The sequence below is a fragment of the Streptomyces netropsis genome (assembly GCF_014203545.1).
In the GTDB taxonomy this organism is placed as follows: Bacteria; Actinomycetota; Actinomycetes; order Streptomycetales; family Streptomycetaceae; genus Streptomyces; species Streptomyces netropsis.
The window spans coordinates 294,417-316,491 of sequence record NZ_JACHJG010000004.1 but is presented as its reverse complement, the minus strand read 5'-3'; the positions used below and the strand labels follow the sequence as shown (position 1 = coordinate 316,491).

Annotated in this window: 21 protein-coding genes and 8 tRNA genes; 18 read left to right on the top strand and 11 right to left on the bottom strand. The window is 72.9% G+C overall.

The genetic code is table 11. The features are described from left to right. Positions 1–173 precede the first annotated feature (173 nt). The 3 genes from cobT (at position 174) to FHS38_RS12550 (ending at position 6,531) form a co-directional block, all read left to right on the top strand. Positions 174–4,226, top strand: a complete 4,053-nt coding sequence (cobT, locus tag FHS38_RS12560) for a nicotinate-nucleotide--dimethylbenzimidazole phosphoribosyltransferase (protein WP_184733603.1) — start codon at positions 174–176, stop codon at positions 4,224–4,226. 199 nt (positions 4,227–4,425) lie between these two features. After that, positions 4,426–5,661, top strand: a complete 1,236-nt coding sequence (gene cobA, locus FHS38_RS12555; RefSeq protein ID WP_184733602.1) for a uroporphyrinogen-III C-methyltransferase — start codon at positions 4,426–4,428, stop codon at positions 5,659–5,661. A 51-nt stretch (positions 5,662–5,712) separates the two neighbouring features. Beyond that, complete coding sequence (locus FHS38_RS12550) at positions 5,713–6,531, top strand: TrmH family RNA methyltransferase (protein ID WP_184733601.1); 819 nt, start codon at positions 5,713–5,715, stop codon at positions 6,529–6,531. Positions 6,532–6,551: 20 nt separating this feature from the next. Here the strand turns inward: FHS38_RS12550 and FHS38_RS12545 are convergent, their stop codons facing one another. Further along, entirely contained in the window at positions 6,552–7,832 is a 1,281-nt protein-coding gene (locus tag FHS38_RS12545; protein WP_184733773.1) for a serine/threonine-protein kinase, read from the bottom strand. A gap of 203 nt (positions 7,833–8,035) precedes the next feature. On the opposite strand from FHS38_RS12545, the gene FHS38_RS12540 reads away from it, so the two are divergent. Next, entirely contained in the window at positions 8,036–8,266 is a 231-nt protein-coding gene (locus FHS38_RS12540) for a DUF8836 family protein (protein WP_184733600.1), read from the top strand. 223 nt (positions 8,267–8,489) lie between these two features. After that, a complete protein-coding gene (locus FHS38_RS12535) occupies positions 8,490–8,696 on the top strand; it encodes a hypothetical protein (protein WP_184733599.1) in 207 nt (68 codons plus the stop codon). Between the two features lie 194 nt (positions 8,697–8,890). On the opposite strand, the gene FHS38_RS12530 is transcribed toward FHS38_RS12535, so the two are convergent. The 6 genes from FHS38_RS12530 to FHS38_RS12505 form a co-directional block, all read right to left on the bottom strand. Next, positions 8,891–8,962 (bottom strand) — tRNA-Val (locus FHS38_RS12530). Between the two features lie 20 nt (positions 8,963–8,982). Further along, positions 8,983–9,057: transfer RNA gene (locus FHS38_RS12525), tRNA-Val, on the bottom strand. 28 nt (positions 9,058–9,085) lie between these two features. Next, positions 9,086–9,157: transfer RNA gene (locus FHS38_RS12520), tRNA-Val, on the bottom strand. Between the two features lie 20 nt (positions 9,158–9,177). Next, positions 9,178–9,252: transfer RNA gene (locus FHS38_RS12515), tRNA-Val, on the bottom strand. Between the two features lies 1 nt (position 9,253). Further along, positions 9,254–9,327, bottom strand: a tRNA-Cys gene (locus FHS38_RS12510). 35 nt (positions 9,328–9,362) lie between these two features. Next, positions 9,363–9,435: transfer RNA gene (locus FHS38_RS12505), tRNA-Gly, on the bottom strand. Between the two features lie 178 nt (positions 9,436–9,613). On the opposite strand from FHS38_RS12505, the gene FHS38_RS12500 reads away from it, so the two are divergent. Genes FHS38_RS12500 through FHS38_RS12490 form a run of 3 tightly spaced genes read left to right on the top strand, consistent with a single transcriptional unit; the run spans position 9,614 to position 12,382 of the window. Next, on the top strand, positions 9,614–10,687 hold the full coding sequence (locus tag FHS38_RS12500) for a chorismate-binding protein (RefSeq protein ID WP_229822401.1): 1,074 nt from the start codon (positions 9,614–9,616) through the stop codon (positions 10,685–10,687). Beyond that, positions 10,684–11,505 (top strand): aminotransferase class IV, encoded by an 822-nt coding sequence (locus FHS38_RS12495; RefSeq protein ID WP_184733598.1) that lies wholly within the window; start codon positions 10,684–10,686, stop codon positions 11,503–11,505. The genes FHS38_RS12500 and FHS38_RS12495 overlap by 4 nt, the downstream gene beginning before the upstream one ends. Positions 11,506–11,545: 40 nt before the next feature. After that, the gene (locus FHS38_RS12490) at positions 11,546–12,382 is read left to right on the top strand and encodes a GNAT family N-acetyltransferase (RefSeq protein ID WP_184733597.1); all 837 of its coding nucleotides are present in this window, start codon (positions 11,546–11,548) and stop codon (positions 12,380–12,382) included. Here FHS38_RS12490 and FHS38_RS12485 read toward each other — a convergent pair. Then, positions 12,379–12,900: a DsbA family protein gene (locus FHS38_RS12485; RefSeq protein ID WP_184733596.1), complete on the bottom strand. Its 522-nt coding sequence runs from the start codon at positions 12,898–12,900 to the stop codon at positions 12,379–12,381. The genes FHS38_RS12490 and FHS38_RS12485 overlap by 4 nt on opposite strands. 191 nt (positions 12,901–13,091) lie before the next feature. Between FHS38_RS12485 and FHS38_RS12480 the strand changes: the two genes are divergently transcribed. Both FHS38_RS12480 and FHS38_RS12475 read left to right on the top strand, forming a co-directional pair. Beyond that, the gene (locus FHS38_RS12480) at positions 13,092–13,544 is read left to right on the top strand and encodes a hypothetical protein (RefSeq protein ID WP_184733595.1); all 453 of its coding nucleotides are present in this window, start codon (positions 13,092–13,094) and stop codon (positions 13,542–13,544) included. A gap of 68 nt (positions 13,545–13,612) precedes the next feature. Next, on the top strand, positions 13,613–13,753 hold the full coding sequence (locus FHS38_RS12475; protein ID WP_184733594.1) for a hypothetical protein: 141 nt from the start codon (positions 13,613–13,615) through the stop codon (positions 13,751–13,753). A gap of 41 nt (positions 13,754–13,794) precedes the next feature. On the opposite strand, the gene FHS38_RS12470 is transcribed toward FHS38_RS12475, so the two are convergent. Both FHS38_RS12470 and FHS38_RS12465 read right to left on the bottom strand, forming a co-directional pair. Then, on the bottom strand, positions 13,795–14,361 hold the full coding sequence (locus FHS38_RS12470) for a CGNR zinc finger domain-containing protein (protein ID WP_184733593.1): 567 nt from the start codon (positions 14,359–14,361) through the stop codon (positions 13,795–13,797). A gap of 196 nt (positions 14,362–14,557) precedes the next feature. After that, entirely contained in the window at positions 14,558–14,971 is a 414-nt protein-coding gene (locus tag FHS38_RS12465) for an SsgA family sporulation/cell division regulator (protein WP_003959770.1), read from the bottom strand. Between the two features lie 191 nt (positions 14,972–15,162). On the opposite strand from FHS38_RS12465, the gene FHS38_RS12460 reads away from it, so the two are divergent. The 4 genes from FHS38_RS12460 (at position 15,163) to FHS38_RS12445 (ending at position 16,418) form a co-directional block, all read left to right on the top strand. Then, positions 15,163–15,597: a TIGR02611 family protein gene (locus tag FHS38_RS12460; protein ID WP_184733592.1), complete on the top strand. Its 435-nt coding sequence runs from the start codon at positions 15,163–15,165 to the stop codon at positions 15,595–15,597. Between the two features lie 78 nt (positions 15,598–15,675). Next, positions 15,676–15,747, top strand: a tRNA-Val gene (locus tag FHS38_RS12455). 68 nt (positions 15,748–15,815) lie between these two features. After that, the gene (locus tag FHS38_RS12450; RefSeq protein WP_184733591.1) at positions 15,816–16,283 is read left to right on the top strand and encodes an SRPBCC family protein; all 468 of its coding nucleotides are present in this window, start codon (positions 15,816–15,818) and stop codon (positions 16,281–16,283) included. Between the two features lie 63 nt (positions 16,284–16,346). Next, positions 16,347–16,418 (top strand) — tRNA-Val (locus tag FHS38_RS12445). A gap of 96 nt (positions 16,419–16,514) precedes the next feature. Here FHS38_RS12445 and FHS38_RS12440 read toward each other — a convergent pair. Further along, on the bottom strand, positions 16,515–17,240 hold the full coding sequence (locus tag FHS38_RS12440) for a 3'-5' exonuclease (RefSeq protein ID WP_184733590.1): 726 nt from the start codon (positions 17,238–17,240) through the stop codon (positions 16,515–16,517). Positions 17,241–17,408: 168 nt separating this feature from the next. Here FHS38_RS12440 and FHS38_RS12435 point away from each other — a divergent pair, with 168 nt between their 5' ends. From FHS38_RS12435 to FHS38_RS12420, 4 genes are all read left to right on the top strand, one after another. Next, positions 17,409–17,987 carry a DUF4365 domain-containing protein gene (locus tag FHS38_RS12435; protein WP_184733589.1) on the top strand — a complete coding sequence of 193 codons (579 nt, stop codon included), beginning with the start codon at positions 17,409–17,411 and terminating at the stop codon, positions 17,985–17,987. Further along, the gene (locus FHS38_RS12430) at positions 17,987–19,177 is read left to right on the top strand and encodes a hypothetical protein (protein WP_184733588.1); all 1,191 of its coding nucleotides are present in this window, start codon (positions 17,987–17,989) and stop codon (positions 19,175–19,177) included. Before FHS38_RS12435 ends, FHS38_RS12430 begins: the two co-directional genes overlap by 1 nt. A gap of 218 nt (positions 19,178–19,395) precedes the next feature. After that, positions 19,396–21,372, top strand: a complete 1,977-nt coding sequence (gene thrS, locus FHS38_RS12425) for a threonine--tRNA ligase (RefSeq protein WP_184733587.1) — start codon at positions 19,396–19,398, stop codon at positions 21,370–21,372. Between the two features lie 139 nt (positions 21,373–21,511). Further along, the gene (locus FHS38_RS12420) at positions 21,512–22,072 is read left to right on the top strand and encodes an HIT family protein (RefSeq protein WP_184733586.1); all 561 of its coding nucleotides are present in this window, start codon (positions 21,512–21,514) and stop codon (positions 22,070–22,072) included. Positions 22,073–22,075: the final 3 nt, after the last annotated feature.

Sequence of the window (22,075 nt, the reverse complement as noted above, 5' to 3'; positions counted from 1 at the left end):
CGCCCGGTGTCCGACGCCACAGTCACCAATGTCCCGAACGCACCCCCTTCTTGGCGGGGCGCACGGCAGGGTGGGTGCGGGCGACGTACAACGTGCCGCGAGGCACGGACGCTCGTTCTTGACTATGGGCGTGAGCGGTTGGAAGGAGCACTACCGATGGGCGAGGGGTACGCATGACCGACACCGGCCAGTTCCCGGGCGAGGGACAGCCGGAGAACGCAGGCGCACTGACCGGCCAGCCGCACCCCGCGGAGGCCGCAGCCCCTGCCGACACCGGTACCCCCTCCTACACCTTCCTCGACGCCGCCGACGGCACCGAGGAGGACGACCTGCTGCTGATGCCGGGCGCCCAGGGCGCCTGGATGGAACAGCCGGCGGTCCAGGGCGGTACGCACGAGTCCGGCGGCCGGGACACCGGCTCCGTCGACTACGGCGACGTCCGCGTCCCGCCGCCCGCGGCGCCCTCGCGGCGCCCGCTGCACATGGGCCCGCCCGTGCCGGATCCCACCGGCGGCGTCGTACGGTCCCTCGCCGACCGGGGCCCGGCGGCACCCCAGCCGGTCCAGCCCGTACCCGTCCCGGTCCAGCAGCCGGGCCCCGAGTACCTCGACGTCCCGCGTGCGGACCCGGCCTCCGCGCAGCTCCAGCAGCCCGGCGCGGCCCCGGCCCAGCCCGGCCCGTGGGACGCCCAGCCCCAGCAGCCCCAGCAGTCCGTGCCCGCCCCGGCGGTGCCGTCGGTCTCCGCGGTGCCGTCTGTCCCTTCCGTGCCTTCGGCGTCTTCAGCGCCCGTGGCAACGGCTGCCCCGCAGGCCGCCTTCGTCCCGCAGCAGGCCACGGGCGGTCCGTCCGAGCAGGCCATGGGCGCGCCGGTGTCCGTCCCCGGTCAGTCGATAGTCGCCGATGAGCCGTCACAGACCGCTGTGCAGGCCGTCGTGGAGCCGGCCGTCGAGGCCGCCGCGCCGATCGCACCCGCCGTGCCCGTCGAGCCGGCCGCTGCCGTCGTCGCCGAGGCCACGGACGCACCCGCGAACGTGACCGAGCCCGCGGCCCCTGTGGCCCCCGTGGCCGCCACGCCCGCCGACGAGCAGCCGGAGCAGACGACGTCGGCCGCGCCCGACGTGGTGGCGCAGGCCGCCGACGCCGTCCAGCAGCCCGCGACCGCGCCGATCCCCGACGCACAGCCCGTCGCCGCCGTCCCGCAGCCGGTCGCGCCCGTCGCGGAACCCGCGCAGCCCGTTCCCGCGACGGCACCTGACAGTGTCTCCGTGCCGGCGCAGACCGCCCCCGGCCCTGACACGGTGTCAACCACCACCGAGGCCCCTGACGCCCCGGCCGTCCCGCAGCCGGTGGCCGAGGCGGCCCCCGCCGCGGAACCGGAGCCGACCGCGCCGGTCGCCCCGACCACGACCGCCGAGGCCCCCGAAGCCGTCACCGCCGAGCCCGAGGCGCAGGCCGCCGCGCCGGTCGCGGCCGAGCCGCAGACCCCGGTAGTGGCGCCTGTGCCGCCGGTCACCGCCGAGGCCGTGCCCGAGGCCGCCCCCACGCAGCCTGAGCAGCACACCCCGGCCGATGTGCCCGTCGTCCCCGCTCCCGTCGTTACCGCTCCCCAGCAGCCTGCCCAGGCAGCCGCGCCGGTCCCGGCCGAGGCCGCACAGCAGCCGGTCCCGGCCGAGGCCGCACAGCAGGAGCAGGTTCCCGCCACGGCCCCCGCCGAGCAGACGCCCGTCGTCGCCGTGCCCGAGCAGCAGGCCGCTCCCGTGGCGCCGGTCGCCGAGGCCACGCCGGAGGAGCCGACGGACGTCCACCGGCTGGCCGCCGAGAGCGAGCCGTCGGCCCAGCCGGTCCAGGCCGTCGCGGACGCCGCGCCCCAGGGTCCGGTCGTGCCGCCCGCCGCCGAGACGCCCGAGTCCGTGCCCGGTCAGCAGGACACGGCCCCCGTCGTCCCGGCGCCCGCCGAGCCCGTGCAGCAGGCCCCGGCAGAGGTGGCCACCCCGCCGGTCACCGCCGAAGCCGTGCCCGAGGCCGCCCCCGCGCAGCCCGAACCGCAGGCCCCCGCCGACGCGACCGACACCGAGGGCGCGCAGCGGACACCCGATCAGGACGGCGAGCCGGCCGGTCAGGCCGAGCCGACCCCTGCTGCCGGTGCCGACGCCGCCACCCCGGCCGAGACCCCGCACGCCGCTCCCGAAGGCGCCCCCGCGGCAGCGCCCGCCACCCCCGGACAGCAGGACTCGGCCGCAGTGCACCTCCCGACCACCCCGCAGACCGTCCCCGACCCGGCCGCGGAGGCCCCCGGGGCCCCCGAAGCCGTGCACCTCGAACTCGTACGGACCGAGCCGGAGCAGACCGAGGCCGCCCCGCAGGAGTCGGCCGCCGCCCTCGCTGAGGAGAGCGCCCCGGCCGAGGAGTCCGCCGGGGAAACCGTCCCCGCCGAGGAGAGCGCCCCGGCCGAGGAGCCCGCCGAGGAGCCCCTGCCCGCCGAGTCGGCGGGACCCGCCGCCGTCGGGTACGGCGACGCCGAGCGCGCCGCCGTGCACCGCGTGATGCGCGAGCGCCGCGACATCCGCAAGGGCTTCCGCACCGACCCCATCCCGCACGAGGTGCTGCTGCGCGTCCTGGAGGCCGCGCACACCGCGCCCAGCGTCGGGCACTCGCAGCCCTGGGACTTCGTCGTCATCCGTTCCGCCGAGACCCGGCAGACGATGCACGAGCTGGCGGCCCGGCAGCGCGACGCGTACGCGAAGTCGCTGCCGAAGGGGCGGGCCAAGCAGTTCAAGGAACTGAAGATCGAGGCGATCCTCGACACGCCCGTCAACATCGTCGTCACCGCCGACCCCACCCGCGGTGGCCGGCACACCCTCGGCCGGCACACCCAGCCGCAGATGGCCCCGTACTCCTCCGCGCTGGCCGTCGAGAACCTCTGGCTCGCCGCCCGCGCCGAAGGCCTCGGCGTCGGCTGGGTCAGCTTCTTCGACGAGCGCGAGATGGTCCGCGAACTGGGCCTGCCGGAGCACCTCGAGGTCGTCGCCTACCTCTGCGTCGGCTACGTCGACGAGTTCCCGGACGAGCCCGAGCTGATGCAGGCCGGCTGGTCCAAGCGACGGCCGCTGTCGTGGGTCGTGCACGAGGAGGAGTACGGCCGCCGTGCGCTGCCCGGCGAGGACCCGCACGACCTGCTCGCCGAGACCCTGCGCGGCATCCGCCCGCTCGACGCCAAGGCGCTCGGCGAGGCGTGGGAGCGGCAGAAGCGCATGACCAAGCCCTCCGGCGCGCTCGGCATGCTGGAGATCATCTCCGCGCAGCTGTGCGGTCTGTCCCGCAAGTGCCCGCCGCCCATCCCGGAGCCCGCGGCCGTCGCGATCTTCGCGGGTGACCACGGGGTGCACGCCCAGGGCGTCACCGCGTGGCCGCAGGAGGTCACCTCGCAGATGGTCGCCAACTTCCTGGGCGGCGGCGCCGTGTGCAACGCCTTCGCCAACCAGGTCGGCGCCGAGGTCTGCGTCGTCGACGTCGGCGTCGCGGGCGAACTGCCCAGCACCCCCGGCCTGCTGCCCCGCAAGATCCGCCCCGGCACCAACGACTTCACCACCGGCCCCGCGATGTCCCGCGAAGAGGCGCTGCGCGCCGTCGAGGTGGGCATCGAGACGGCCCGTGACCTGGTCGCCGCCGGCAACAAGGCGCTGCTCACGGGCGAGATGGGCATCGCCAACACCACCGTGTCGGCCGCCCTCATCTCCATCTACACCGAGGCCGACCCGGGCGAGATCACCGGTCGCGGCACCGGCATCAACGACGAGATGCACGCCCGCAAGATCGACGTCGTACGGCGCGCCCTGGAACTCCACCAGCCGGACCCCAAGGACCCGATCGGCGTCCTCGCGGCGGTCGGCGGGCTGGAGCACGCCGCGCTCGTCGGACTGATCCTGGGCGGCGCGTCGCTGCGCACCCCCGTGATCCTGGACGGCGTGAGCGCCGGAGCGGCCGCACTCGTGGCCCGCGCCATCGCCCCGGAGGCGCTCGCCGCGTGCATCGCGGGCCACCGCAGCGCCGAGCCCGGCCATGTCGCCGCGCTCACCAAGCTGGGCCTGCGCCCGCTGGTCGACCTCGACCTGCGCCTCGGCGAGGGCACGGGCGCGCTGCTGGCCCTCCCGGTGGTGCAGAGCGCCGCCCGCGCCATGCACGAAGTGGCGACGTTCGACTCGGCCGGGGTCGCCGAGAAGGGCTGACGCCACGGGGGCAGGCTGCTGCCCCTGCCGAGTACGTTCCCGGAACCGGGGCGCTGTCGCCCTCGATCGCCGGGCGGGCCCGAAGACCAGGCCCGCCCGGCGATCGAGGGCATCCGGCTCCGTCGGAGCCCGGGCACCCGGCACCGTAGGGTGTCCCCCAAGACTCTGACCAGCCATTCCGGAGGAGATCAGCACCCCCATGGCCGAGCACACCGAAGCCGCCGCCTACCCCGTCGGACTCCGCCTCGCCGGGCGTCGCGTCGTCGTCCTCGGCGCCGGACAGGTCGCCCAGCGCCGACTGCCCGCGCTGATCGCGGCGGGCGCCGACGTCCTGCTGATCTCCCCCTCCGCGACCCCGTCCGTCGAGGCGATGGCGGAGGCCGGGGAGCTGCGCTGGGAGCGCCGCCGCTACCGCGACGGCGACTTCGAGGGCGCCTGGTACGCCCTGATCTCCACCGACGACCCGGCCGCCAACGAAGCCGCCTCCGCCGAGGCCGAGGCCCGCCGGGTGTGGGCCGTGCGCAGCGACGACGCCGCGGCCGCCTCCGCCTGGACCCCGGCCACCGGCCGCAGCGAGGGCGTGACGGTCGCCGTACTCACCGGAGCGGACCCGCGCCGCTCGGCCGCCGTGCGCGACGCCGTCGTCGAGGGCCTGCGCGACGGCTCGCTGGCCGCGCCGCACTACCGCAGCCGCGCCGACCGACCCGCCGTCGCCCTCGTCGGCGGCGGCCCCGGCGACCCCGACCTGATCACCGTGCGCGGCCGCCGGCTGCTCGCCGAGGCCGACGTGGTCATCGCCGACCGGCTCGGCCCCCGCGACCTGCTCGACGAACTCCCGCCGCACGTCGAGGTGATCGACGCGGCGAAGATCCCGTACGGCCGCTTCATGGCCCAGGAGGCCATCAACAACGCCCTCATCGAGCACGCCAAGGCCGGCAAGGCCGTCGTCCGTCTCAAGGGCGGCGACCCGTACGTCTTCGGCCGCGGCATGGAAGAGGTCCAGGCGCTCGCCGAGCACGGCATCACCTGTACCGTCGTCCCCGGCATCTCCAGCTCGATCAGCGTCCCCGCCGCGGCCGGGATCCCCGTCACCCACCGCGGCGTGGCACACGAGTTCACGGTCGTCAGCGGGCACGTCAGACCCGACGACCCCCGGTCGCTGGCCGACTGGGAGGCGCTCGCCCGGCTGCGCGGCACCCTCGTCCTGCTGATGGCGGTGGAGAACATCGCCGCGATCGCCGAGACCCTCGTGGCGCACGGACGGTCGCCCGAGACCCCCGTCGCGGTGGTGCAGGAAGGCACGACCGCCGCCCAGCGCCGCGTCGACGCGACGCTCGCCACGGCGGGGGAGCGGGTCAAGGCCGAGGGGATACGCCCCCCCGCCGTCATCGTCATCGGCGACGTGGTGGCGGTCGGCCCGCCCGTCGACCGGTAGACCGGCCCCGCATCCCCCGTAGGCCCGACCAGGACAAGGCAGTATCACCCCGTGGCTGAACTCATCACCATCGACGACCCCGACGACCCGCGCCTGCACGACTACACCGGCCTGACCGACGTCGAGCTGCGCCGCCGCCGCGAACCGGCCGAAGGGCTCTTCATCGCCGAGGGCGAGAAGGTGATCCGCCGGGCCCGCGACGCGGGGTACGAGATGCGCTCGATGCTGCTGTCGGCCAAGTGGGTCGACGTCATGCGTGACGTCATCGAGGAGTCGACGGCCCCCGTCTACGCCGTGACCCCGGCCCTCGCCGAGCAGGTGACGGGCTATCACGTCCACCGGGGAGCGCTGGCCTCCCTGGAGCGCAAGCAACTGCCCCCGGCCGAGGAACTGCTGCGCGGCGCACGCCGCGTCGCCGTCCTGGAGTCGCTCGTCGACCACACCAACATCGGCGCGATCTTCCGCAGCGCCGCGGCCCTGGGCATGGACGCGGTCCTGCTCTCCCCGGACTGCGCCGACCCCCTCTACCGGCGGTCCGTGAAGGTCTCCATGGGCGCCGTCTTCTCCGTGCCCTACGCACGCCTGGACAGCTGGCCCCGCGACCTGGAGACCGTCCGCGAGGCCGGCTTCAGGCTCCTGGCCCTCACCCCGGACGAGAAGGCCACCCCCCTCGACACGGTCGCCCCGCACCGCCTGGACCGGGTCGCGCTGATGCTCGGCGCGGAGGGCGACGGCCTGTCCGCCCGCGCGCTGCGGGCGGCCGACGAATGGGTCCGCATCCCGATGGCCCACGGAGTCGACTCGCTCAACGTCGGCGCCGCGGCAGCCGTGTCGTTCTACGCCGTGGCCACGGGCCGCCCGCAGGACTGACCCCTGCGGGCTCCACGGGGTCAGCCGGTGGACGGTCCGGAAACGTTCGCCACCGCCGGGACCGGGGGCACGGCACCCTTGCTGTTCGCCGGCCCCTGACAGCCCTGCGCCGCCGCGATCCCCAGCGCGACCAGCAACGTCACCACGACGAAGACGATCAGCCGCTGCCGGAGCAACCGGGGGTCGGCCGGCCGCCGGGCACCCGGCCCCGTACGGCCGCCCGGCCGCGAACCGGTGCGAGGAGTCCGTGCCGCGCCGCTCGTCCCGCCCGTCCGTCGCGCACCGCTCGGGCGGGCCCCGCCCGGACGCGGCGCCTGCGGCCGGTTCGCCTCGGCGGGCCGGGACGGCGATTGCGGGCGCGGCGGCGGGGTGCTGCCGGGACGCCGCAGGGTGCGCTGCTCCGCGTACTCCGCGGCGCGCTGCCCGGACGGCCGCTCCGGCTCACGGCGCGGCGCCGGCGGGCGTCCGTCCGAGAGGCCCTGCGCCTCGCGCGCCGCGATCTCCTTGAGCCGCAGCGACAGCTGAAGCGTGCTCGGCCGGTCCTCGGGGTCCTTGGCCAGACAGGCGTGCACCAGCGGCGCCAGCGCGTCCGGCACGCCCATGAGCTGCGGTTCCTCGTGCACGACGCGGTAGAGCATGACCTCCGAACTGCCCTGGCCGAAGGGGGAGTCCGCGGTCGAGGCGTAGGCGAGGGTCGCGCCGAGGGCGAAGACGTCCGTCGCGGGCGTCACCGCGGCGCCCCGCACCTGCTCGGGCGCGAGGAAGCCGGGTGAGCCGACCGCCGTGCCGACGTGCGTCAGCGTGCTCGCCCCGGTCGCCCAGGCGATGCCGAAGTCGATGATCCGGGGGCCCTTGGGGGAGAGCAGGATGTTCGACGGCTTCAGATCGCGGTGCACCACCCCCGCGTCGTGCACCGCGAGCAGCCCCTCGGCCAACGCCGCCCCGATGGAGGCGGTCTGAGCCGCCGACAGCGGCCCTTCCTCGTTCACCTTGTCGTGCAGGGAGGGGCCCGGTACGTACTGCGTGGCGAACCACGGACGGTCCGCCTCCAGGTCCGCGGCGACCAGCCGCGCCGTGCAGCCGCCGCGGATCCGCCGCGCGGCCGACACCTCCCGCGCGAACCGCGAACGGAACTCCTGGTCCTCGGCCAGATCAGGCCGGATCACCTTCAGCGCCACCCGCTGCCCGCGCCGGTCGGAGCCGAGGTACACCACGCCCATGCCGCCGGCGCCCAGCCGGCGGTGAAGCCGGAACGAGCCGACGACACGCGGGTCCTCGCGCCGGAGCCGCATCATCGTCATCTTCATCCCCGCTGCCCGGTCCCGTCTGACGTGGCACAGCTTACGGATTGCCGGGCGGGCGCGCTGATAGGCCGCGCATGCGTCGGCGACCGGATTGTCAGTGCCCGGTGGGATCCTGACGGAGTGGGCACGGAGCGCCGGCAGCGGGGCCCCGGCCCGGGTGCGCGACCTCAAGAGGCCGTCGCGGAAGGGGGATTGAAGCCGTGAAGGGTGATCGGGTGGAGATAGTCGTGGACGCGGGGGACACGACACGGACGTACGAAGTGGTGGCCGGCAGGGCCGGCCGGAGGGTGGAGACGACGGTGCGCCGGGGCGTGGTGGAAGTGAGCGAAGTCACCCGGGGAGGCTCGGTCGTGCGTACGGCGCGCTTCATGGCCGGCCGGGTGCTCGCCCTGGTGGAGCACCCCGTGCCGAGGGCCGACGAGACGCCCTGACCCTGCCGGCCCCTGGGGGAAGACCCCAAGGCCCGGGCCCCGGTCTCCACCCAGGGGAGTAGCCCCGCGCGGTCCGGGTCATCCTCGGGGAGGCCCGTCAATGGGTACGAGGGCATGACGCCGGGATGTCGCCCGGCGCCTAGATTGGAATCGAGCGGCGGGCGGCAGCACTCGTCCCCCGAGGTCAGGCGCCCGCCGCTCTCGAAACGACAGGAGAGGGACGATGGCGGACAGTGCAGGACGCGCGGCCGACCGGTCGCAGGAGCACCGACTCGCGGGCGTCTTCGGCGACCGTCCGTCCGGCACCCGTCATCCCCTGGTCGCGGCGGCGATGGTGCTGCCGCTGGCGACCCTCCTCGCCGTGGTCTTCGGCGGCTGGGACGCCGTCGTCACCCAAGCGTCGTCCGTGGCCGGAATGCTGGGGCACTGAGAACGTGCCCCGGGCCCGGGAGAGCGGCCCGGGCCGGGGGCAGGCCGGCCGATAACCCCGTGGGGACGGGGGTGCGGCGGACGGCACGAATGGCCGGGCACCTGGGGAGGTGCCCGGCCATCGCGCGTCCGCATACACGGCATACGACGACAAAGGGCCGGAGCTCGAAAGCCCCGGCCCTCGGCCGATTCCTGTGCGCGATACTGGGATTGAACCAGTGACCTCTTCCGTGTCAGGGAAGCGCTCTCCCGCTGAGCTAATCGCGCGGGAGGGTCCGTGAAGACCCTGGTGGACGATACTGGGATTGAACCAGTGACCTCTTCCGTGTCAGGGAAGCGCTCTCCCGCTGAGCTAATCGTCCGGGATGTACTGCGTTTCCGCAGGTAGCGTGCGCGATACTGGGATTGAACCAGTGACCTCTTCCGTGTCAGGGAAGCGCTCTCCCGCTGAGCTAATCGCGCGGGAAGGTCTATGAAGACCCTGGTGGACGATACTGGGATTGAACCAGTGACCTCTTCCGTGTCAGGGAAGCGCTCTCCCGCTGAGCTAATCGTCCTTGGAGGTGGAGACGGGATTTGAACCCGTGTAGACGGCTTTGCAGGCCGTTGCCTCGCCTCTCGGCCACTCCACCAGGAGTGTGGGGGCCGGGAAGACCCCCATACATCGAGCGGACGACGAGACTCGAACTCGCGACATCCACCTTGGCAAGGTGGTGCTCTACCAGCTGAGCTACGTCCGCAGTGTCTGCCCGGTCCGCTTGCGCGTCCCGGCGACGTGTTGAACTCTAGCGGATTCCAGCGCCAGCTCAAATTCCGTTTCCCCAGCTTGCTGCGGTTTTCTTTCACCCTTCCGGCCACCGGCCGCCCCGAGACGTTCACGCCGACCGCCCCGGACGACCTCGCCATAGACTCGTTGACGTGCACGACCTCCCTCCCATGGCCCGCTTCGGCGGCCTCCTCGCCACCGACCTGCGCGACGTCACCAGTGATCCCGCCGCCCTGGACTCCACGGGCTGGTGGGCGGTGGTCGCGGACTTCGAGGGACGCCTCGTGTGCGCCCGCTTCGGCGACGTACGGCCCGACCCCGCCCCCGCGGTGGCCCCCGGCCGCTGGCGCGGGCCCGCCCCCGACGCCTGGACCAGCTCCCTGGACCGCGCCGCCTACACCGCGGGCGTACGACGCATCCGCGAGCACATAGCGGCCGGCGAGGTCTACCAGGCCAACCTCTGCCGCGTGATGAGCGCACCACTGCCCGATCCCGGGGCGGCCGATGTCGACGCCCTGACCGCGCTGCTCGCCCACGGCAACCCCGCCCCCTACGCGGGAACGGTCCGCCTGCCCGCCCACGGCGTGGAGGTCGCCACCGCCTCGCCCGAGCTGTACCTGCGCCGCACCGGCCGGACCGTGACGTCCGGGCCGATCAAGGGAACCGGCCGCACCGCCGAGGACCTGCTGGAGAAGGACCACGCCGAGAACGTCATGATCGTGGACCTGGTCCGCAACGACCTCGGACGGGTCTGCGCCACCGGCTCGGTGACCGTTCCCGAACTCTGCGCGATCGAAGCCCACCCCGGGCTCGTCCACCTCGTCTCCACCGTGCGCGGGGAGCTGCCCGCGGACCCCCGCGGCGGCGGGGCCGGCTGGACGGAGCTGCTCGCCGCGACCTTCCCGCCCGGGTCCGTCACCGGCGCCCCCAAGGCCAGCGCCCTGCGCATCATCGAGGCCCTGGAGACCGCGCCCCGCGGCCCGTACTGCGGCGGCATCGGCTGGGTCGACGCCGACCGGGGCACCGGCGAGCTGGCCGTCGGCATCCGCACCTTCTGGATCGACCGGCAGGCCACCGGCGGCCCGGCCCTGCGCTTCGGCACCGGCGCCGGCATCACCTGGGGCTCCGACCCCGAGCGCGAGTGGGCCGAGACGGAGCTCAAGGCGGCCCGGCTGCTCGCGATAGCGTCGGGAACCCATCAGCCGCTCGGAGGGACACCACGGTGACGATCTGGCTCGACGGAGCGCTGCGTGACGCGGACAGCGCCCACGTCTCGGTATTCGACCACGGGCTGACGGTCGGCGACGGCGTCTTCGAGACGCTCAAGACCGTCCACGGCCGGCCCTTCGCCCTCACCCGGCACCTCGCCCGGCTCGCCACCTCCGCCCGCGGCCTCGGCCTGCCCGAGCCCGACCTCGACGAGGTCCGCCGGGCCTGCGCGGAGGTCCTCGGCGCCAACCCCGTGCCGCTCGGCCGGCTGCGCATCACCTACACCGGCGGACTCTCCCCGCTCGGCTCGGACCGCGGCACCACCGCGCCCACGCTCGTCGTCGCCGTCGGCGAGACCACCCGGCGCCCCGACACCACGGCCGCCGTCACCGTGCCCTGGACCCGCAACGAACGCGGTGCCCTCGCCGGACTCAAGTCCACCTCGTACGCCGAGAACGTCGTCGCGCTCGCCCGGGCCCGTGAACACGGCGCCTCCGAGGCGCTGTTCGCCAACACCGTCGGCGCGCTCTGCGAGGGCACCGGCTCCAACGTCTTCGTCGTCCTCGACGGGCAGCTGCACACCCCGCCCGTCGCCTCCGGCTGTCTGCCCGGCATCACCCGGGCCCTCGTCGTCGAGTGGACCGGGGCCAGGGAGACCGACCTGCCGCTCGACATCCTGGACCGCGCCGAGGAGGTCTTCCTGACCTCCACCCTCCGCGACGTCCAAGCCGTGCGCATGCTCGACGGCCGTGAACTGCCCGACGCGCCGGGCCCGGTGACCGCGAAGGCCATGCGGATCTTCGACGAGCACGCGAGCGCGGACCTCGATCCGTAAATCCCGTGACGCGACGCCGCCGGGCCGGTACAACACCAACGTGACCACCACCCTGCGGCCCACCGCACCCGAACAGCGCACCGGCGACGGAGGCCGCTCCCGCTGTTACGAGATCTGCGTCAACAGCCGGCCCGTCGGCCGCGTCGAGCTGACCACGGACCGTCGCTTCGGCCCCCGCGTCGGCAGGATCGCCCACCTCGCCGTGGACGAACGCGACCGGCACCGCGGCCGCGCCACCGTCGCCGCCCTCGCCGCCGAGGAAGTGCTGCGCGGCTGGGGCTGCGAGCGCGTCGAGGTGTCCATAGAGGCCGATGCCGAGGTGGCCCTGGGCCTCGCCGGTGCCCTCGGCTACGTCGAGCGCAACCGCAACATGGCCAAGCCCCTGACCGACGCTCCCCGGCTGCCCGAAGGCGCGGAGGGGCGGCCGATGACCGAGGCCGAGTTCGCCGTCTGGCAGGAGCGGGCCAAGGCCGCGTACGCCCAGGACTGGATCAGCCGCGGCGTCCCCGCCGACCAGGCGCACGCCAAGGCCGAGGCCGACCACGCCGGCGCGCTGCCCGCGGGCCTCGCCACCCCCGGCACGCTGATCAGCGTCCTCACCCACCACGGCACCACCGTCGGCACCCTCTGGATCACCCTCCGGGAGGGCGGCCCGGACGAGCCGGGCGCGTACGTCTACGACGTCGAGACCGCCGAGGAACACCGGGGCCGGGGGCACGGACGGTCACTGATGCAGCTGGCGGAGACGCAGTCCCTGGCGGCCGGTGCCCGCCTCCTCGGCCTCAACGTCTTCGCGAACAACACTCCGGCGCTGCGCCTGTACGAGTCGCTGGGCTACCGGCCGACCGTCTTCCACCTGTACAAGGCGCTGCTCTAACCCAGCAGCCGGTCCACGATCTCCTCGATGCGCTCCCGCAGCCCCTCCTGGCTCTGACCGCCGTCCAGCCGCTGACCGTCGATGACGTACGTGGGCGTGCCCGTCACCCCGATCGCCTTGCCCTCGGCCTGGTCCGCGTCGACGATCAGCAGGTGCCGCCCGTCGATGAGCGCGGTGTCGACTTCCTCGGCGTCCAGGCCCAGCTCCTCCGCCACCGTCACGAGCAGCTTCTCGCCCCGCTCGCCCAGCTCCTCGGCCCGCGCCAGCACGGCCTCGACGTACGGCCAGGCCTGGCCCTGATCGGCGGCCTCCTCGGCGGCCTGCGCGGCCGCGTAGGCGTGCTTGTGCTTCTCCAGCGGGAAGTGCCGCAGCCGGATCTCCAGGCGGTCGCCGTAGCGGGCACGCAGCGCGTGGAGGTCGTCCAGGGCCTTGCGGCAGTCGGGGCACTGCAGCTCGCACCAGACATCGAGGACGGGGCGGACGGGGCGGGTGGTGCGGTCGGTGTCGGCATCGCTCATGGGGCCAGTCTTCCAGCCCGCGCCCTCCCGGTCGGCCTCCGGCCCGGCCCCGAGGCCGGGCCCCCTCGGCCCTGAGGAGGAGAGCGCCCCTGCCCAACCCCTAGATCCCCCCGATCCCGGCCCCGATCCTGGCCCGCCTCGCACCGACCGGTGCAGGATGGACAGGAGGAGCCCCACGGCTGGAGGACCGGATGTTGATCTCGACCGTCTGCGCCGCGGTGTCAGCGGCCGGCCTGGGCATCGCCCTGCTGACGGCTTACCGCAAGCGTTTTCTCGCCGCGACCCGCATCGCGGCCTATGCCCTGATACCCGTCGGCCTGGTCATGACCGGCATCATCGACTGGGTCACGGACCTGGTCCTCAAGCCCAGTGTCTGGGCGGGCTTCGGCGTGCTCGCGCTCTCCGTCGCACTGTTCATGATCACCAGGGCGGTGGAGCGCCGCGGCGGCACCACGGGCACCCGCAAGGAGCGCCGGGCGGCCGCCGCCGAGCGGCCCGAGGCCGTGGCCCCCGCTGCCGCCGCACCCTCCCTGGGTCCCGGCCGTACCGCGCGGGCACCCAAGGCCAAGGCCAAGGGCAAGCCGGGGGCGGGCGGCGACGACTTCTCCGACATCGAGGCCATCCTGAAGAAGCACGGAATCTGATGAACTGACGTGCCGCGGAGGCGCATTGGTAAGATCACCGCCTCCGGCTACGCCATGATCAGGCGGAGATGAACGATGAACCCGCCGAGCTGACCGAGGAGCCGCGCGGATGTCTTTTCGCGCTCTCCCAACCGCCGCTGATGTTGTTTCTCGCCTTCGTCGGCACCCTGATCTTCCTGACCGGCCTGCACGATCTGTACCGCTGGTGACCCGCCGCACCGCCCCCGCGGCCCCGGCGGCCGCGCGGGTCTCAGTCCGCCGCTTCCTTGCGGCGCGCCCGGTACGCGGCGACATGGAGCCGGTTGCCGCAGGTCCGCCCGTCGCAGTAGCGGCGCGACCGGTTACGGGAGAGGTCCACGAAGGCCCGCCCGCAGTCGGGCGCCTCACAGCGCCGCAGCCGCTCCCGCTCACCCGCCACGACGAGGAACGCGAGCGCCATCCCGCCGTCGGCCGCGAGGTGCTCGGCGACCGAGGCGCCGGGCGCGAAGTAATGCACATGCCAGTCATAGCCGTCGTGATCCGTCAGCCGCGGTGTGGTCCCGGCCTCGGCCACCAGCGCGTTCAGCAGCTCCGCCGCCTTCCGCGCGTCGCCGGCTGCGAACACCTGAGCGAATCGGTCCCGCACGGCCCGTACGGCCGCCAGGTCCCGCTCGCCCAGCGCGCCGACATCGCTCAGGTCCGTGCTCTCGACGAACCGGCGCAACGCCGCCAGATCCGTCAGTCCGTCGCCCGCCGGGCCGTCGGGCCCCTCCGGGGCGGTGTTCAGCAGCTCGACGACGGCGTTGAGCGCGCACCGGGTGTCGTGGTTGATCAGCACGGGCGTTCGCTCCCTGGCCTGCCGGGGACAGACGGCATCTGTTCGATTGCGGGCCGACTCTAGCGGCTCCCCACGCGACGGCGCCGTCGCGCGCGGTGGATCCGCGGCGACGGCGCCGTGCACATGCCGTATGCGAGGGTGCGCACCCCGCCTCCCCGAGTGGGCGGGTGCGCGTCGGGCCGGATTCCTCCCTGACTCAGCTCTCGGCCAGGATGTGGGACAGCTCCGTATCCAGGTCGAAGTGCCGGTGCTCGGTGCCCGGCGGGACGGCGGCGTCGGTCCGCTTCAGGAACGACTCCAGGGCTCGCGCCGGGGCCTCCAGCAGGGCTTCCCCCTCCGGAGAGCTCAGCGCGATGCAGACGACGCCCTGACCGTGGCTGCGGGACGGCCAGACACGGACGTCGCCGGTGCCGGTGGGACGATGCAGCCCTTCGGCGAGCAGATCTCGCGCGAAGACCCATTCGACCGTCTCTTCGGCTCCGGTGTGGAAGGTGGCGTGCACGGCATACGGATCGGCCGTGTCGTAACGCAGCCCTGCGGGTACAGGCAGTGAGGACTCGCTCGACACGACGAGGCGCAGGTGCAGCTCGCAGCTGACCGTGGTGTTCATAAGCGCCAGGGCCTTTCGCTCAGTGTGCGCTCGGGGATTCGCACGTCGGCGAAATCGACATGCCACCTACGGTGCCGTTGTAAACCCCTCTGACCGTTTTGAGGCTCTTCGGATACCTCGGACGGCGGTGTTGTTCCGTCGCTTGTACCGCCATACCGGTGAGCACTTCCCGGTCGGGTACGTTGGACCCCATGAACGCGGAGAGTGACGAGCGGCCAGCGGCGGCCGCGGCGGGGGACAGCGCCAAAACCGAGCCGCCTCTCGGCTCGAAGGCGCCGCACTTCATCAAGCGGTCCCGGCCCCTGCACGTGAGCTGGCAGGTCGGCGTCTTCATCGTCGGCCTCGCCGTCGTCGTCGCCGGCATCATCATGCTGCCCCTGCCCGGCCCCGGCTGGCTGGTGATCTTCGGCGGCATGGCCATCTGGGCCACCGAATTCGTCTGGGCCCAGCTCGTGCTGCGCTGGACCAAGCGCAAGGTCACCGAGGCCGCCCAGCGCGCCCTCGACCCCAAGGTGCGCCGCCGCAACATCATCCTCACCACCGTCGGCCTCGTGATCATCGCGGTGCTCGTCGGCGTCTACGTGTGGAAGTTCGGCATGGAGCTGCCGTGGAAGGTCCGCGACTGATTCCCGCCCGCCCCGGCACAGGGTGGCCGCCATGGTCCAAGGCACCGTCTGACATGCGGTAATGTTTGCGGTGCGCCCGGGCGATTAGCTCAGCGGGAGAGCGCTTCGTTCACACCGAAGAGGTCACTGGTTCGATCCCAGTATCGCCCACATCGGACCGAGGGTCCGCGAGGTTAACCCCTTGCGGACCCTCGGTTTTTTGGTGTCCGCTGACCCCCATGCCCCGCAGCCGCCACACCTTCCGCTTCCGCAGTGACTGGACCCTGCCCGCCCCGCCGGATGCCGTCTACGCCGCCCTGGAGGCCGTGGAGAGCTACCCCGCCTGGTGGCCCCAGGTCCGGGACGTGCACACCCTCGACGGGACCAGCGGCACCGCACGCTTCCGCTCCCTCCTGCCGTACGACCTCACCGTCACCGCCCGCGAACGACGCCGCGACCCGGCCGCCCGGATCCTCGAGATCACCATGACCGGCGACCTCGAGGGATGGGTCCGCTGGACCGTGCAGCCTCACGGCGCCACGGGCAGCCACGTCCGCTTCGAGCAGGAGGTCGAGGCCCGCAGCCCCCTCATGCGGCGCTTGGCGCTGCCCGCCCGCCCGCTCTTCGTCGCCAACCACGCGTGGATGATGCGCGCCGGACGACGCGGACTGCGCGCGCACCTGGAGCGCCGGGCGGGGGAGATTTGATGGAGAGCCGCCACGGGCTGTATTGTTCACTGCGTTGCCGGGGGAAACGCCGGGAACGCACTCGGGCGATTAGCTCAGTGGGAGAGCGCTTCGTTCACACCGAAGAGGTCACTGGTTCGAACCCAGTATCGCCCACCCGAGAAGGCCGGTACGTCAAATGACGGACCGGCCTTGTGCGTTGTGCGCAGCGGCCGTCGCAGCGACCGCCGGCGGACCGCCCGCCTGAGGGCCTCACGCCGCGGCGGGCACATCCGGCCGCAGCGGCCAGGCCGGGTCGCACACCTCCTCCGAGCCGTTGCGCGCGAACCACGCCTGAAGGCCACGGGCCTGCGCCGAGTGCCACACCGCCTGCCGCGTGTGCAGCTCCGCCGGGCTCAGCCGCTCCAGCCGCGCCGAGAACCGGCGCCCCACCGCCCGCACCACCTCCAGCGCCGCCGTGGCATCCGCCGCCGCGTCATGGGCGCCCGTCAGCTCCACGCCGTACTGCGCACACAGATCCGTCAGCGTGCGGCGCCCCTTGCGGTACCGGTCCAGATGCTTGTCGAGCACCCAGGGATCCAGCACGCACAACGGCGTGACCCCCAGATACTCCGACAGCGGCGTCGCCCGGTGCCGCCGCAACTCGCGGTCCAGCAGCGTCAGATCGAACGGCGCGTTCATCACGACCAGCGGCACCCCCCGCGCCGACTGCCGCGCGAGCGCCCGCGCCACCTCCTCCATCACCGGAGCCGGCCAGCGCCCGTTCCGCTGGAGGTACTCATCCGTCAGACCGTGTATCGCCGTCGCCCCCTCGGGCACCGGCACCCCCGGATCCACCAGCCAACTGGTGACGATCGGCGCGGCCCCCGACTGCGACTGCAGCACGAGAGCCGCCGACACTATCCGGTCATTCTCGACATCGACCCCCGTGGTCTCGGTGTCGAAGGCGGCGAGCGGTCCCTCGAACCAGCACGACATGTCCACAACTCCTCGCGCTTGACCGGCAATTGGCGTGTTCTCCTCCTTGCCAGGTGATACCCGGCCACCCCCGGATGCGAACCGTCCCTGTTTGCAACGGAGTTCATACGGTGACAACACAGATGTACGGAACCGTTGGACCGGTGCAGCCCGGAAGGTATTTCGGACATGACCCTCGCGCAGCCCGACCCGGCCCTGCCGGCGAGCGGCCTGCTGCCCGACCGGATCCCCCCGCCGCGCGGGACGCTCGCCACCACCGCCTGCATGGAGACCCTCCAGGTCGGCTATCTGCACGCCGTCGCGGCAGCCGCCGGCTGCTCACTCGCCCAGCCCTTTCCCGACTACGGCATCGACTGGCACGTCAGCCACAGCACCCCCCGCCACGCCGTCGACGACGAGGTGACCATCAAGGTGCAGCTCAAATGCACCTACCAGCTCGCCCCCCGCCCACCCGGGCCGACCTTCTCCTTCACCCTCGACAACGACCACCTGGCCAAGCTCGCCCGCACCCCCGTGTCGGTGCACAAGATCCTCGTCGTGATGATCGTGCCCCGGGCCCGGGACGATTGGCTGCGGGCCGGCCACGACCGCCTCGAACTACGCCACTGCTGCTACTGGACCAACCTGGCCGGCCATCCCGTGACGGGCAGGCGCAGAACCACAGTGCGGATCCCGACCACGCGCGTCTTCGACGACCGCGCGCTCTGCGAGATCATGACGCGGGTCGGGGCGGGAGGGAGACCCTGATGCACCGACCGGCCGACGGCCCCCTACGACACCCCGCCCGGGAGCGGGTCGATCCCTTCGTCCTCGGCGCCCTCCTGGCCCGCCACGGCTGGCGCCGCCGCGGCGGAGAAGCGGGCCGCTACGGCCGCTGGACCCCACCCGACGGCACCGGCACCAGCCTCCTCGTCCCCGAGAGCCCCGCCTTCCCCGACAGCGCCGACCTGCTCGCCGAAGCCCTCACCGCCCTCGAACGGAGCCCCGTCCCCTCCGCCCGCGACGTCCTCGTCTCCCTGCGCACGCCCAGCGACGAGGTCCGCTGGCGCCGCGAGGTCGCCGAACCCGCCGCCCCCGCCGCCGCCTGGACCGCGCAGGAACGGCTCCGGGCCGGGGCCCGCGCCATGCTGCTCGCCGGAGCGCTCGCGGCCCACGGGCACGCGGGCCACCACGGCGCGCGCCGCCGCAGGCAGGCCGAGACCGCCCTGGACCCGCTGCTGGTGGGCCCCGCCCCGGGCGGCCGTGAACTGACGGTCTTCCTGCCGGTCGGGACACCGGGCCCCGCGGGCCCGGACGCCATCGGCGGCCGCCGGGTCGCCACGGCCCTGTTACGGGCCCTGCAGGCGACCCGGGACGCCACCGACTACCAGCGGGCGACCGGCAGGACCGAGGCGTTCGACGCGGCGCCGGAGGCGGGCGTGTGCCGCGAGCTGACCGAGGCGATCACCGCGCTGGTCCGCGGCTCGCAAGGCATCCGCGTCACCCTCGACTGGGCGCCGGCCGTCCCCCCGCCCCAGGGGTTCGCAGCCCGGCCCGAGCCGGTGGAGTTCTCCCCGGGCGACCTCCCCGCCCTCCGGGCCGCCGGGGCCCGGTACGTACGCGACGAGCCCTCCGTACCCGTGCGGCTCACCGGCACCGTCGTGCGGATGCGACGCGAGGCGCCGGGCGGGACCGGAGTGGTACGTCTGCGCGTGCTCGCCGGCGCGGACGTGGCACAGGTGCGGGTGGCGCTCGACGAGGACGACTACCGGATCGCCGGCCACGCCCACCTCGTAGGACTCCCGCTGCGCGTCAGCGGACGGCTGGAGAGCCGGGGCGGCTTCCGCCGGCTGACCGGGGCGAGCGACGTCGTACCGGTACACGTCGACGAGGCGGAGCGGGACCGCCTGCTGAAGTCCCTCCACGTCGCCTCCTTCGAGGAGACGCGCGACGACTGACGTCTGCCCGGCGGTCTTCCGACCGTGGTTCGTCGTGCCGGCTGCGGGCGCGACACCGCTGCGCAGCGGTGTCGCGCCCGGCCACTGCCCGCGCGGCAGCGGCACCCGGACCGGGTGAGCGTGCGCGCAGCGCAACCGTTTCGCGACCAGGGTGCCCGGCTCGGTACGATTCAGGCGCGCAGCGTTCGCTGTCGCGCCCCGTGAGTCAGGAGAGACCGGTGTCAGACGTCCGTGTGATCATCCAACGCGATTCCGAGCGGGAAGAGCGCGTGGTGACGACGGGCACTACGGCCGCCGACCTGTTCGCCGGAGAGCGCACCATCGTCGCCGCCCGTGTCGCGGGCGAGCTGAAGGACCTCGCGTACGCGGTCGCCGACGGCGACGAGGTCGAGCCCGTCGAGATCTCCTCCGAGGACGGCCTCAACATCCTGCGCCACTCGACGGCGCACGTCATGGCCCAGGCCGTGCAGGAGCTCTTCCCCGAGGCCAAGCTGGGCATCGGCCCGCCGGTCAAGGACGGCTTCTACTACGACTTCGACGTCGAGAAGCCCTTCCACCCCGATGACCTCAAGGCCATCGAGAAGAAGATGCAGGAGATCCAGAAGCGGGGCCAGAAGTTCTCCCGCCGTGTGGTGACCGACGAGGCCGCCCGCGAGGAGCTCGCCGACGAGCCCTACAAGCTGGAGCTGATCGGCCTCAAGGGCTCCGCCTCGCACGAGGACGGCGCGGACGTCGAGGTGGGCGCCGGCGAGCTCACCATCTACGACAACCTGGACCCGAAGACCGGCGAGACGTGCTGGAGCGACCTCTGCCGCGGCCCGCACCTGCCGACCACCCGGTTCATCCCGGCGTTCAAGCTCATGCGCAACGCGGCGGCCTACTGGCGCGGCAGCGAGAAGAACCCCATGTTGCAGCGCATCTACGGCACCGCGTGGCCGACGAAGGACGAGCTGAAGGCGCACCTGGAGTTCCTCGCCGAGGCCGAGAAGCGCGACCACCGCAGGCTCGGTTCCGAGCTGGACCTCTTCTCCATCCCGGATGAGATCGGCTCGGGTCTCGCGGTCTTCCACCCGCGCGGCGGCATCATCCGCCGGGTGATGGAGGACTACTCGCGCCGCAAGCACGAGGAGAACGGCTACGAGTTCGTCTACACCCCGCACGCCACCAAGGGCGCGCTCTTCGAGAAGAGCGGCCACCTGGACTGGTACGCCGACGGCATGTACCCCCCCATGCAGCTCGACGCGGGCACGGACTACTACCTCAAGCCCATGAACTGCCCGATGCACAACCTGATCTTCGATGCGCGCGGGCGTTCGTACCGTGAGCTGCCGCTGCGTCTGTTCGAGTTCGGGACCGTGTACCGCTACGAGAAGTCGGGTGTGGTCCACGGCCTGACCCGCGCCCGTGGCTTCACGCAGGACGACGCGCACATCTACTGCACCCGCGAGCAGATGGCGGAGGAGCTCGACACGACGCTGACCTTCGTCCTGGACCTGCTCCGCGACTACGGTCTGACCGACTTCTACCTGGAGCTGTCCACCAAGGACGAGACCAAGTTCGTCGGCTCCGACGAGAACTGGACCGAGGCCACCGAGACCCTGCGCAAGGTCGCGGAGAAGCAGGGCCTGGAGCTCGTCATGGACCCGGGCGGCGCTGCCTTCTACGGCCCGAAGATCTCGGTGCAGGCCAAGGACGCGATTGGCCGTACGTGGCAGATGTCGACCATCCAGCTCGACTTCAACCTCCCGCAGAGGTTCGATCTCGAGTACACGGCGGCCGATGGCACCAAGCAGCAGCCGGTCATGATCCACCGTGCGCTGTTCGGCAGCATCGAAAGGTTCTTCGCCGTTCTGCTGGAGCACTACGCGGGCGCGTTCCCGGCGTGGCTGGCTCCGGTGCAGGCGGTCGGCATCCCGATCGGTGACGGGCACGTCGAGTACCTGCAGGAGTTCGCCGCCGAGGCGAAGAAGAAGGGTCTGCGGGTCGAGGTCGACGCCTCCTCGGACCGGATGCAGAAGAAGATCCGAAACGCTCAGAAGTCCAAGGTGCCTTTCATGATCATCGTCGGTGACGAGGACATGGCCGCGGGTACGGTGTCCTTCCGCTACCGGGACGGGTCGCAGGAGAACGGGATTCCCCGTGCCGAGGCGATCGCGAAGCTCGTTGATGTCGTAGAGCGTCGCGTCCAGGTGTGACGCGTTCCCCGCGCAGGCGGGGGTGAGCCGCGCTCCGGTAGTTTGAAGTCCAGCTGGATTGTGTTCTCCGCGACCGGCGGGGTGAGAGGGGCGGCCCATCAGGGCCGCCCCTCGGCGCATCTTCGCCCGCCCGGGGAATATGCTGCTCAACATGACGACTGAGCCGGAACAGCAGATCGGAGTCGGGACGCCGGACGCGTTCCAGCGCCTGTGGACGCCCCACCGGATGGCGTACATCCAGGGTGAGAACAAGCCGACCGGCCCCGGTGCCGACGACGGCTGTCCGTTCTGCTCGATTCCCGAGAAGAGCGACGAGGACGGGCTGATCATCGCCCGAGGTGAGCGCGTGTACGCGGTGCTCAACCTCTATCCGTACAACGGCGGGCACCTCATGGTCGTCCCCTTCCGGCACATCGCCGATTACACGGAGCTCGACGACGCCGAGACCCTGGAGCTCGCGGAGTTCACCAAGCGGGCCATGGCCGCCCTGCGGGCCGCCTCCGGGGCGCACGGGTTCAACATCGGCATGAACCAGGGCAGCGTGGCCGGCGCCGGCATTGCCGCCCACCTGCACCAGCACATCGTGCCGCGCTGGGGCGGGGACACCAATTTCCTGCCCGTCATCGGCCACACCAAGGTGCTGCCCCAACTGCTCGCCGACACGCGGAAGATGCTCGCCGACGTCTGGCCGACCGTCTGACCT

Excerpts from the sequence above, each read along its gene's own strand:
- FHS38_RS12440 (WP_184733590.1), bottom strand. The coding sequence starts at position 17,240 with ATGTCGTGCTGGTTCGAGGGACCGCTCGCCGCCTTCGACACCGAGACC.
- FHS38_RS12535 (WP_184733599.1), top strand. The coding sequence starts at position 8,490 with ATGGCGGACAGTGCAGGACGCGCGGCCGACCGGTCGCAGGAGCACCGA.
- FHS38_RS12545 (WP_184733773.1), bottom strand. The coding sequence starts at position 7,832 with ATGACGATGATGCGGCTCCGGCGCGAGGACCCGCGTGTCGTCGGCTCG.
- FHS38_RS12480 (WP_184733595.1), top strand. The coding sequence starts at position 13,092 with ATGTTGATCTCGACCGTCTGCGCCGCGGTGTCAGCGGCCGGCCTGGGC.
- FHS38_RS12460 (WP_184733592.1), top strand. The coding sequence starts at position 15,163 with ATGAACGCGGAGAGTGACGAGCGGCCAGCGGCGGCCGCGGCGGGGGAC.
- FHS38_RS12430 (WP_184733588.1), top strand. The coding sequence starts at position 17,987 with ATGCACCGACCGGCCGACGGCCCCCTACGACACCCCGCCCGGGAGCGG.
- FHS38_RS12485 (WP_184733596.1), bottom strand. The coding sequence starts at position 12,900 with ATGAGCGATGCCGACACCGACCGCACCACCCGCCCCGTCCGCCCCGTC.
- FHS38_RS12475 (WP_184733594.1), top strand. The coding sequence starts at position 13,613 with ATGAACGATGAACCCGCCGAGCTGACCGAGGAGCCGCGCGGATGTCTT.
- FHS38_RS12450 (WP_184733591.1), top strand. The coding sequence starts at position 15,816 with ATGCCCCGCAGCCGCCACACCTTCCGCTTCCGCAGTGACTGGACCCTG.
- FHS38_RS12420 (WP_184733586.1), top strand. The coding sequence starts at position 21,512 with ATGCTGCTCAACATGACGACTGAGCCGGAACAGCAGATCGGAGTCGGG.
- FHS38_RS12435 (WP_184733589.1), top strand. The coding sequence starts at position 17,409 with ATGACCCTCGCGCAGCCCGACCCGGCCCTGCCGGCGAGCGGCCTGCTG.
- FHS38_RS12465 (WP_003959770.1), bottom strand. The coding sequence starts at position 14,971 with ATGAACACCACGGTCAGCTGCGAGCTGCACCTGCGCCTCGTCGTGTCG.
- cobT (WP_184733603.1), top strand. The coding sequence starts at position 174 with ATGACCGACACCGGCCAGTTCCCGGGCGAGGGACAGCCGGAGAACGCA.
- cobA (WP_184733602.1), top strand. The coding sequence starts at position 4,426 with ATGGCCGAGCACACCGAAGCCGCCGCCTACCCCGTCGGACTCCGCCTC.